This window comes from Providencia sp. PROV197, assembly GCF_028479625.1.
GTDB classification, from domain to species: domain Bacteria; phylum Pseudomonadota; class Gammaproteobacteria; order Enterobacterales; family Enterobacteriaceae; genus Providencia; species Providencia vermicola.
Window position 1 is genome coordinate 76,188 of the sequence record NZ_JAMPNZ010000032.1, and the last position, 9,858, is coordinate 86,045.

Sequence of the window (9,858 nt, forward strand, 5' to 3'; positions counted from 1 at the left end):
GAGACCCGACTCTTTTAATATTTCAAGGAGCAAAGAATGCTTATTCTGACTCGTCGAGTTGGTGAAACACTCATGATAGGCGATGAGGTAACAGTTACTGTATTGGGTGTTAAAGGCAACCAAGTTCGTATTGGTGTTAATGCCCCAAAAGAAGTTTCTGTTCACCGTGAAGAAATTTATCAACGGATCCAGGCCGAAAAGACTCAACCAGATAATCAATAATAATGAATAAGCGTCCAATGATTGATCACACAGCAAGAATGGGCGCTTGTCTTACTGCGTTTTAAAAAATTTCACGTTCTCAAACTTCGTTTTATTTGCTTCACTCACTTATTTTGTTGAGCGTGATGAGGCATTGTAAACAAACACCTTTTCATCTTTGTTTATAATTGCGCCGTATCATGGTAGCGAGCAAATAATTTTTTGGTTCAAAAGCAATTTTATCTCTCTCATTTTTATTCATAAAGTAAGTTATTTAAGGGCTGAAAAAGTTCTTTTTCGGTGTTAAACTAAGCATCTTGCTTGTGAAATGTGCAAACAGACTGCGGAATGCAAAAAGTTTGGAAAAATTGTTTGACTTCTAAGTCTAGGAAAGTAATATGTGCGCCACACAGAGACGAGATGTTTGAAAAAACAAATCGTGTGTAACTAAAATATGGTGAGGTGGCCGAGAGGCTGAAGGCGCTCCCCTGCTAAGGGAGTATGCGGTCAAAAGCTGCATCGAGGGTTCGAATCCCTCCCTCACCGCCATTTTAGATTATGCATCCGTAGCTCAGCTGGATAGAGTACTCGGCTACGAACCGAGCGGTCGGAGGTTCGAATCCTCCCGGATGCACCATATTAACCCTACAGGGAAACCTAGTTGGGTTTTATTTTGGTTCTACTTAGTAAGCAATCAAAATAGTGTGGTAACGAAGAAACTGATTTACAGAAGTAGATGTTGATAAGAAGTTTGAGAGAGAAGCACGTCTTGCAGTAACTATGCATCCGTAGCTCAGCTGGATAGAGTACTCGGCTACGAACCGAGCGGTCGGAGGTTCGAATCCTCCCGGATGCACCATCTCTTAGCTAATTAGTTAGCGTATCAATAATCCATTTAGTGTAGACATTCTCAGTTATTGAATTAATCGATATTTGTCGACAGAATTTTGCATCCGTAGCTCAGCTGGATAGAGTACTCGGCTACGAACCGAGCGGTCGGAGGTTCAAATCCTCCCGGATGCACCATCATAAGAAAGACTCCTCAATTTGAGGAGTTTTTTTTTGCCTGAAAAGTCAATTAAATAACATTTCCGATGCATCTTTTGTTTTAATCCCTCCTAAACCACACATCTAGACAGCGACAATTTATGTGATTTAAGCTAAAGTAATTGCCTTAATAAAATAAATTAACATCACAGGCGGGAGGTCGATTTGATCCCGGACGTATCGAAAGCGCTCTCATGGTTAGAGGCGCACCCAGAAACACTAAATGGTATTCAACGTGGTATTGAGCGCGAAACATTGCGTGTGACGCCTACAGGCTCAATTGCAGAAACGTTGCACCCTGAAGGGCTGGGACAAGCTTTAACACATAAATGGATCACGACAGATTTTGCGGAGTCCTTACTCGAATTTATTACTCCTGTAGATAAAAGCATTAGCCATAACTTGGCTTTTCTCAGGGATTTACATCGCTATACTGCACGTCACCTTCAAGATGAAAGAATGTGGCCACTCAGTATGCCGTGCTTTATCGAAAGTGAAGATAAAATCACTCTTGCTCAATATGGTACTTCTAACGTCGGGCGCTTTAAAACCCTGTACCGTGAAGGCCTTAAAAATCGTTATGGCGCATTGATGCAGACGATAGCAGGGGTGCATTATAACTTTTCTTTGCCAACTGAGTTTTGGCAGGCATGGGCTGGTGTTGACGATCCTGAAAGTGAAAGCGGTAAAGAAAAAATTTCTGATGGCTATTTACGCTTGATCAGAAACTACTATCGCTTTGGCTGGGTGATCCCATATTTATTCGGTGCATCTCCTGCCATTTGTGGCTCTTTCTTAAAAGACAGAGATACCACGCTAACATTCGATAAAACAGAATGTGGAACTTACTATTTACCTTATGCGACATCTTTACGCATGAGCGACCTTGGTTATACCAATAAATCACAAAGCGATTTGAATATTACATTTAATAAGCTGGGTGAATACGTTGAAAATTTGAAAAAAGCCATTCATAAGCCTTCCGCTGAGTTTGAAAAGCTAGGTGTGAAAAAAGATGGTAAATACGTTCAGCTTAACTCTAACGTGTTGCAAATTGAAAATGAACTCTATGCCCCAATAAGACCTAAACGCGTCCCTAAAGGCACTGAGTCGCCTTCTGATGCGTTATTGCGTGGGGGCATCGAATACATTGAAGTGCGCTCTTTAGACATCAACCCATTCAGTGCGATTGGTGTAAATGAAACCCAAGCGCGTTTTGTTGATCTATTCTTAATATGGTGCGTGCTTGCCGATGCGCCAGAAATGAATGCTCAGGAACTTGATTGTTGTCGCCAAAACTGGAACCGAGTGATCCTCGAAGGGCGCAAACCTGGCCAAGTGATTGGTTTTGGTTGTGGTAGCGAAGTGAAACCTTTAGTGGAAGTTGGCCAGCAGTTATTTAATGATTTGATTCGTGTCGCTGAAGTGCTCGACACTTGTTGTGACGCGAAATATCAAGATGTTTGCCATCAGTTTGTTGCGATGTTTGAAGACCCAACCCTAACATACTCTGCGTTAGTTATGGATGAGATGTTAGAAAAAGGCATCGGTGGTTATGGATTAGAATTAGCTGAAAAATATTTTGAACAGTTAATCAATGAGCCGTATGAAGTGATCACGGAAGAACAGTTTGAACAAGCAAGGTTAGCTTCTATTGAGAAACAAGCGGCGATGGAACAGAGCGAAACTGAATCCTTTGAAGACTATCTACGCATTCACGCAGGACGCTAAAAGAAAGTGGCCACTCAAGGTGGCCAAATAAAAATCTCTTAGAGAATTAGGGATGATAACAAATTGCGCGTCTTTCATTAATTAAGACTCCGCATTTTCAAAATAGTTTCATTTATTTTAAAAATATATTTTTAATTTTTGAGGAGGTCACGAAATGCCATTATTAGATAGCTTTACTGTCGATCATACTCGCATGGCAGCGCCCGCTGTTCGTGTGGCAAAAACGATGAAAACGCCAAGTGGTGATACCATCACTGTTTTTGATTTGCGTTTTACCGTGCCAAATGAAGAAGCGATGACGGAAAAAGGGACTCACACATTAGAACACTTGTTTGCAGGTTTTATGCGTGACCACCTTAACGGTAACGGTGTCGAAATTATCGATATCTCCCCGATGGGCTGTCGTACAGGGTTTTATATGAGCTTGATTGGTCAGCCTGCTGAGCAGCGTGTTGCTGATGCATGGAAAGCCGCAATGGAAGATGTTTTAAACGTCAAAGACCAAAATAAAATCCCTGAGTTGAACGTATATCAGTGTGGTACTTATAAAATGCATTCACTGGAAGAAGCTCAGCAAATCGCACGTAATGTGTTGTCCTCAAATATTGGTATCAATAAAAATGACGATTTAGCATTACCTGCAGATAAGCTGGAACAGCTTCACGTTTAATCTCTTGGTGTGCTCTTATGAACAAAGCGCCTTAAACATGTTGGCGCTTTATTTTTGGTGAAAAGTTTATAAGTCGGGGACTTGCGAGCTAAAAGTGAGCGGTGTGATCCTCACTTGCTTGATGGTATTTTCATTCATCGCTAACACTTCAATCATGTAATGACCCACCACGATTTGCTCTTCAAGCTGCGGAATATCGCCAATGACCTCTAACACCATGCCGTTAACCGTCCTAGGGCCGTCTACAGGCAAATTCCAATCAAAAGCCTTATTTAGGTCACGGATATTAGCAGTGCCGTCCACCAGGACGCTACCATCACTTTGAGGTAGAACCTCTTCTGCTAAAGACGGTGACATCGATGTGGTAAAATCACCAACAATTTCTTCTAATATATCCTCTACTGTGATAAGTCCTTGAATTTCGCCATACTCATCCACAATAATCCCTAACTTTTCTTTTTTGTGTTGGAAATTAATGAGCTGAACATTTAGTGGTGTACTATTTGGGATGAAATAAATGTTATCTGAGGCTTTTATCAGGTTCTGTTTATTGAATTCTCGTTTTTCCATCATCAATCGATAAGCTTCTCGGACACGCAAAATCCCTATCGAATCATCGAGAGAATCGCGATAAAGCACAATTCGACCGTGGGGGGAATGTGTAAGTTGTCTTATAATTGACTTCCAATCATCATTAACATCAATGCCTACAATTTCATTTCTTGGCAGCATGATGTCACCCACCGTCACTTTGTCTAAATCCAGTATTGAAATCAGCATGTCTTGATTGCGGCGGCTAATTTTATGCTTTGATTCATTGACAATAGTACGCAGCTCTTCTTTGTTTACCGCATCTGTGCGAGCCGTTAAGGAGCGAATGCCTAAACAACGCAAAAGTAGTGAGGAAATAGTATTAAAGGTCCATACCACAGGCATCATAATGATTTGCAATGGCTTGAGAAAGTAGCTACTGGGGAAGGCGATTCTTTCTGGATAGAGCGCAGCTAATGTTTTTGGCATCACTTCCGCAAAAATAAGGATCACAAACGTTAAGATCCCAGTTGCCATCGCGACACCCGCGTTACCATATAAGCGAATACCAATGATGGTGGCTAAGGCTGAGGCGACGATATTAATTAAGTTATTGCCAATCAGGACAAGACTGAGCAGTTTGTCAGGGTGTTTTAGCAGTTTTTCGACTCGAATTGCCGAACGATTACCTTGTTTTGCCAAGTGTTTTAAACGATAGCGATTCAATGTCATCATCCCCGTCTCTGAGGCAGAGAAGTAGGCTGACATAAAAATTAAAACAATCAGTATGATGATTAGCGTACTGGTAGACACATCATCCAAAACAAGGTTCCTTATTACAATATGGAAAGGTTAGAAAAACTCAAGGTACCATAAACTGTTGGAGTAGACGGTTACCAAAAAAAGCCATCGTTAAAATGATTGAGCCAGCAACATGGAAGAATAAAACGCGTTTTCCGCGCCAGCCGCCGTGGAAATGGCCCCAAAGTAAAGTAATGTAGACAAACCAAGCAATCACTGATAGCACAGATTTATGGATATTTTCTTTATCAAAGATATTATCCATATAAATAAACCCTGTACATAAAGTCAGAGTCAGTAAAATGACACCCACTTGGGTGATGTGAAACATTTTACGCTCTACCACCATCATTGGCGGCATATCAGGGCTAAATTTTAAGGTTTTATTTTTGAGTTGGTGATCAATTAACGCAACTTGAAATGCATACAAGGCAGCAATGAGTAGCGTGGCATAGCTTAATAAGGCCAAGCCAATATGTACAAATAGAGGCACGCTGGCTTCTAGGTGAGTAATAAACTCACCAGGCATAATGGTAGAAAGCATTAAATTAATGATAGCGAAACTGTACACTATCGGGGTTAAATACCACGCTTTTCCCCAATAGGCGACAACCGTCATAATTAAGCACATCAGTAAACTCACCGCTGAACCAAGGTTTAATAGGGTGAGATTCTGCCCTTCGGCCTCACTAAAAATGAGTAATTTTAGTGTGATGGCGTGCGTCACTAATGCAACAATCGCAAGTAGTATCGCCAAACGGCGATAAAGGGGTTGTTTACGCACTTGGCCTGGGACGATCAGCAGTAGGCTAATCATGTATGTACAAACTGCTATGACTGCAAATACTGGCATAGTATAGTGTCGATATTCATTTTTAGTGGAAAGTTATTTTATAGTATAACGTGTACGGGAGCAGGCTCCAACTATTGGCCGAGCCAATAGCGGTATATTCACGATAGATAGCATTTCATGTACCTATAGGGTTGTACAGATAACAATGAAACTAACGCTATCATAGCTTGTATAATCTGTTTCAAACAGAGGGCAGCGAAAAAATAGCGGATGTGGTACAATCGGGAAAATATTTTTTATCGTGCTTTTTCCTTCATTTGATTGAAGGTTTGCTACTTATAATTCAACTTGTTGACACTAAAACACTTGAAATTAGGTGTATTAGCAACCAGATTAGGCTAAACATCGGCCCATCAACAGAATTGAGCTAAGACATATGTTTGATAATTTAAGCGACAGACTCTCGCGCACGTTGCGCAATATCAGCGGACGTGGACGTCTCACTGATGACAATATTAAAGATACATTACGTGAAGTTCGCATGGCATTGCTGGAAGCCGACGTAGCGTTGCCAGTTGTCCGTGAATTTATCCAGAAAGTCAAAGAAAGTGCCGTTGGTCAAGATGTAAATAAAAGCTTAACACCAGGCCAAGAGTTCATCAAAATTGTTCAAAATGAACTGACTCGAGCGATGGGGGAAGAAAACCATCAACTCAACTTGTCGGCTCAGCCGCCTGCGGTTGTCTTAATGGCGGGTTTACAAGGTGCGGGTAAAACAACCAGCGTTGCGAAACTAGGTAAACACTTAAAAGAAAAGCAAAAGAAAAAAGTTTTAGTGGTCTCTGCTGACGTCTATCGCCCAGCGGCGATCAAACAGCTTGAAACCTTAGCTGAATCTGTTGGTATTGATTTTTTTCCATCAGATGTGCAAGAAAAACCCGCTGCTATCGTGCAAAAAGCGTTAAAGCACGCTCAACTTCAATTCTACGATGTATTATTGGTGGATACCGCAGGTCGCTTACACGTTGATGAAGCGATGATGGAAGAAATCCAAGAAGTCCATCGTATTATTAAGCCTGTGGAAACCTTGTTCGTCGTCGATGCGATGACGGGGCAGGATGCAGCGAACACCGCAAAAGCGTTTAATGAAGCCTTACCACTGACTGGGGTTGTATTAACCAAAGTTGATGGTGATGCGCGTGGTGGTGCTGCGCTGTCGATTCGTGCAATTACAGGTAAGCCAATTAAATTCTTAGGGGTCGGTGAAAAAACGGATGCCTTAGAACCGTTCCACCCAGAACGTGTTGCATCCCGTATCCTTGGGATGGGTGATGTGATTTCTCTGATTGAAGAGATTGAGCACAAAGTTGACCGTGATGAAGCAGAAAAATTAGCGAAAAAACTAAAAACGGGTGATGGTTTTGATTTAAATGACTTTTTAAGTCAATTAAAACAAATGCGTAACATGGGGGGCATGGCGAGCATGATGAGCAAAATGCCTGGAATGTCCCAGTTACCAGATGCTGTTAAATCCCAAATGGATGATAAAATCACGGTTCGTATGGAAGCGATGATTAATTCCATGACGCGCAAAGAGCGCGAAAAACCAGAGATTATTAAAGGTTCTCGTAAACGCCGTATTGCGGCAGGTTCGGGAACGACCGTGCAAGAAGTTAACCGTCTTTTAAAACAATTTGATGATATGCAACGCATGATGAAGAAAATGAAAAAAGGTGGCTTAGCCAAGATGATGCGCGGCATGAAGGGTATGATGCCTCCGGGTTTTCCGGGGCGTTAAGCAATAAAGCCTCAAACAAAACGCACTTTTGATTGATTTTTGCGTCAAAGTGAGTAAACTTTTCGGGCTTTTTATATGACAGCCGGACTCTATCCCTCGATGGAGTCTGGTTGTTTTGTTAACTAATGAGGATGTTATGGTAACAATTCGTTTATCTCGTGGCGGCGCTAAAAAACGTCCGTTCTACCAAATCGTTGTAACCGATAGCCGCAATGCGCGTGACGGTCGTTTCATTGAGCGTATCGGTTTCTTCAACCCGATCGCTTCAGGTCAAGCAGAAGAACTGCGTTTAGACTTGGACCGTGTTGAGCATTGGGTTGGCTTAGGCGCAACTATTTCTGACCGTGTTGCACAACTGGTCAAACAAGCTAAGAAAGCAGCTTAATCTGTCGCGGTGGTAACAATGAGCAAGCAAACTAAACTACAGCCACCTGAAAACCCAATCGTATTGGGGAAATTAGGTGCGGCATACGGTATTCGTGGTTGGCTCAAAGTTTTTTCGTCCACCGAACATGCTGAAAGTATTTTTGAGTATCAGCCTTGGTTTATCCAACGTTCAGGTCAATGGCAACACATTGAAATTGAAGATTGGAAACATCATAACAAGGATATCATCGTCAAGCTGAATGGGGTCGATGACCGCGATGCAGCTGCGCTTTTGACTAACTTTGAAATTGCGGTTGATTCAACCCAACTTCCTGAGTTAGAAAACGAATACTACTGGAAAGACCTGATGGGCTGCCACGTAGTGACGTTACAAGGCTATGACCTTGGTACCATCACTGACATGATGGAGACTGGTTCGAATGATGTACTGGTCATTAAGGCGAATTTAAAAGATGCATTTGGCATCAAGGAGCGGTTGGTTCCGTTTCTTGATGGGCAGGTTATCAAGAAAGTCGATCTCGATGCTAAACTCATTGAAGTGGATTGGGATCCTGGTTTTTAAATCTCCGGTTGAACGGTTTTGATAAGTGGGACGATATCATGTGGATTGGTGTAATTAGCCTGTTTCCCGAAATGTTCCGCGCAATAACCGAGTACGGGGTAACTGGTCGGGCAGTGAAAAATGGCCTACTCACATTTGAGTGCTGGAATCCGCGGGATTTTACTCACGATCGGCACAAAACTGTTGATGACCGCCCCTACGGAGGTGGTCCAGGCATGCTGATGATGGTGCAACCGCTTAAGGATGCAATCAACGCAGCAAGAACTGAGGCTGGTGAGGGTGCAAAGGTTATTTATCTTTCACCGCAAGGGCGCAAGCTAAGTCAAGACGGTGTTTGCGAGCTGGCAACCAATGAGAAATTAATACTTGTTTGTGGCCGCTATGAAGGCATTGATGAGCGTATCATTCAAACCGAAGTTGACGAAGAATGGTCAATCGGCGATTACGTTCTCAGTGGTGGGGAACTCCCTGCAATGGTGTTGATAGACTCAGTATCTCGGTTTATACCAGGGGTGCTTGGTCATCAAGCTTCAGCTCAAGAAGATTCTTTTGCTGATGGCTTGTTAGATTGTCCTCACTATACCCGCCCTGAAGTGTTAGATGGCATGCAAGTCCCGGATGTATTACTTTCGGGGAATCACGCTAAAATAGATAGCTGGCGCATGAAACAATCACTTGGCCGTACCTGGCTTAGAAGACCTGAGCTTCTGGAAAGCCTAGCTCTGACTGACGAGCAGAGGATGTTGCTGACTGAGTTCCAACGTGAATATCAGTCTGAGCAACAAATGAATCCAGACAATTAATTGTCTAAACATATCAGTTTACCTAGGGTAAGAGAGTTATTATGAGCAACATTATTAAACAAATTGAACAAGAGCAAATGAAGCAGGACGTACCTTCATTCCGTCAGGGTGATACTGTGGAAGTTAAGGTATGGGTCGTAGAAGGCTCTAAAAAACGTCTGCAGGCATTCGAGGGCGTGGTTATCGCTATTCGTAACCGCGGTCTGCACTCTGCATTCACTGTTCGTAAAATTTCTAACGGCGAAGGTGTTGAGCGTGTCTTCCAAACTCACTCACCAGTCGTAGATAGCATTGCTGTTAAACGCCGTGGTGCTGTTCGCAGAGCTAAACTGTACTACCTGCGTGAGCGTTCTGGTAAGGCAGCTCGTATCAAAGAGCGTCTGAACGCCAAGTAATACGCTTTCGCTACATCCGAAAGTTGAAGAGGCCCGCCTTAGTGCGGGCCTTTTTATTCTTCATATTTCGTGCTGTGACGTTGTTGGCTTCGCTCGGCCACACAGGTCACATACTTATGTATGCTCCCTGCGATGTCTT

10 protein-coding genes and 4 tRNA genes are annotated in these 9,858 nt (G+C 42.7%); 12 read left to right on the forward strand and 2 right to left on the reverse strand.

Features of this window, described 5'->3' with window-relative positions:
* The first annotated feature begins 36 nt into the window (after window positions 1-36).
* From csrA to luxS, 7 genes are all read left to right on the forward strand, one after another.
* Window positions 37-222: a carbon storage regulator CsrA gene (gene csrA / locus PR808_RS17970; protein ID WP_004264815.1), complete on the forward strand. Its 186-nt coding sequence runs from the start codon at window positions 37-39 to the stop codon at window positions 220-222.
* Between the two features lie 435 nt (window positions 223-657).
* A tRNA-Ser gene (locus PR808_RS17975) sits at window positions 658-750 on the forward strand.
* An 11-nt stretch (window positions 751-761) separates the two neighbouring features.
* Window positions 762-838, forward strand: a tRNA-Arg gene (locus tag PR808_RS17980).
* A 145-nt stretch (window positions 839-983) separates the two neighbouring features.
* Window positions 984-1,060, forward strand: a tRNA-Arg gene (locus PR808_RS17985).
* Between the two features lie 90 nt (window positions 1,061-1,150).
* A tRNA-Arg gene (locus PR808_RS17990) sits at window positions 1,151-1,227 on the forward strand.
* Window positions 1,228-1,413: 186 nt separating this feature from the next.
* The gene (gene gshA / locus PR808_RS17995; RefSeq protein ID WP_206084772.1) at window positions 1,414-2,979 is read left to right on the forward strand and encodes a glutamate--cysteine ligase; all 1,566 of its coding nucleotides are present in this window, start codon (window positions 1,414-1,416) and stop codon (window positions 2,977-2,979) included.
* Window positions 2,980-3,133: 154 nt separating this feature from the next.
* Window positions 3,134-3,649: an S-ribosylhomocysteine lyase gene (gene luxS / locus PR808_RS18000; RefSeq protein ID WP_206084773.1), complete on the forward strand. Its 516-nt coding sequence runs from the start codon at window positions 3,134-3,136 to the stop codon at window positions 3,647-3,649.
* Between the two features lie 66 nt (window positions 3,650-3,715).
* On the opposite strand, the gene PR808_RS18005 is transcribed toward luxS, so the two are convergent.
* Together PR808_RS18005 and PR808_RS18010 are read right to left on the reverse strand one after the other, a co-directional pair.
* A complete protein-coding gene (locus PR808_RS18005) occupies window positions 3,716-5,002 on the reverse strand; it encodes a CNNM domain-containing protein (protein WP_206084774.1) in 1,287 nt (428 codons plus the stop codon).
* 40 nt (window positions 5,003-5,042) lie between these two features.
* The gene (locus tag PR808_RS18010; RefSeq protein ID WP_206084775.1) at window positions 5,043-5,834 is read right to left on the reverse strand and encodes a cytochrome C assembly family protein; all 792 of its coding nucleotides are present in this window, start codon (window positions 5,832-5,834) and stop codon (window positions 5,043-5,045) included.
* Between the two features lie 376 nt (window positions 5,835-6,210).
* Between PR808_RS18010 and ffh the strand changes: the two genes are divergently transcribed.
* The 5 genes from ffh (at window position 6,211) to rplS (ending at window position 9,719) form a co-directional block, all read left to right on the forward strand.
* The gene (gene ffh / locus PR808_RS18015) at window positions 6,211-7,572 is read left to right on the forward strand and encodes a signal recognition particle protein (RefSeq protein ID WP_206084776.1); all 1,362 of its coding nucleotides are present in this window, start codon (window positions 6,211-6,213) and stop codon (window positions 7,570-7,572) included.
* A 136-nt stretch (window positions 7,573-7,708) separates the two neighbouring features.
* On the forward strand, window positions 7,709-7,957 hold the full coding sequence (gene rpsP / locus PR808_RS18020) for a 30S ribosomal protein S16 (protein WP_004924887.1): 249 nt from the start codon (window positions 7,709-7,711) through the stop codon (window positions 7,955-7,957).
* Window positions 7,958-7,975: 18 nt separating this feature from the next.
* Complete coding sequence (gene rimM, locus PR808_RS18025; RefSeq protein WP_047757188.1) at window positions 7,976-8,521, forward strand: ribosome maturation factor RimM; 546 nt, start codon at window positions 7,976-7,978, stop codon at window positions 8,519-8,521.
* Between the two features lie 38 nt (window positions 8,522-8,559).
* On the forward strand, window positions 8,560-9,324 hold the full coding sequence (gene trmD, locus PR808_RS18030) for a tRNA (guanosine(37)-N1)-methyltransferase TrmD (RefSeq protein WP_047757187.1): 765 nt from the start codon (window positions 8,560-8,562) through the stop codon (window positions 9,322-9,324).
* A 41-nt stretch (window positions 9,325-9,365) separates the two neighbouring features.
* Window positions 9,366-9,719 carry a 50S ribosomal protein L19 gene (rplS, locus tag PR808_RS18035; RefSeq protein WP_047757186.1) on the forward strand — a complete coding sequence of 118 codons (354 nt, stop codon included), beginning with the start codon at window positions 9,366-9,368 and terminating at the stop codon, window positions 9,717-9,719.
* The last annotated feature ends 139 nt before the right edge of the window (window positions 9,720-9,858 follow it).

What these genes read in the sequence shown, in the direction of transcription:
- rimM (WP_047757188.1), top strand. Translation starts at nt 7,976, where the DNA reads ATGAGCAAGCAAACTAAACTACAGCCACCTGAAAACCCAATCGTATTG.
- PR808_RS18010 (WP_206084775.1), bottom strand. Translation starts at nt 5,834, where the DNA reads ATGCCAGTATTTGCAGTCATAGCAGTTTGTACATACATGATTAGCCTA.
- trmD (WP_047757187.1), top strand. Translation starts at nt 8,560, where the DNA reads ATGTGGATTGGTGTAATTAGCCTGTTTCCCGAAATGTTCCGCGCAATA.
- ffh (WP_206084776.1), top strand. Translation starts at nt 6,211, where the DNA reads ATGTTTGATAATTTAAGCGACAGACTCTCGCGCACGTTGCGCAATATC.
- csrA (WP_004264815.1), top strand. Translation starts at nt 37, where the DNA reads ATGCTTATTCTGACTCGTCGAGTTGGTGAAACACTCATGATAGGCGAT.
- rplS (WP_047757186.1), top strand. Translation starts at nt 9,366, where the DNA reads ATGAGCAACATTATTAAACAAATTGAACAAGAGCAAATGAAGCAGGAC.
- luxS (WP_206084773.1), top strand. Translation starts at nt 3,134, where the DNA reads ATGCCATTATTAGATAGCTTTACTGTCGATCATACTCGCATGGCAGCG.
- rpsP (WP_004924887.1), top strand. Translation starts at nt 7,709, where the DNA reads ATGGTAACAATTCGTTTATCTCGTGGCGGCGCTAAAAAACGTCCGTTC.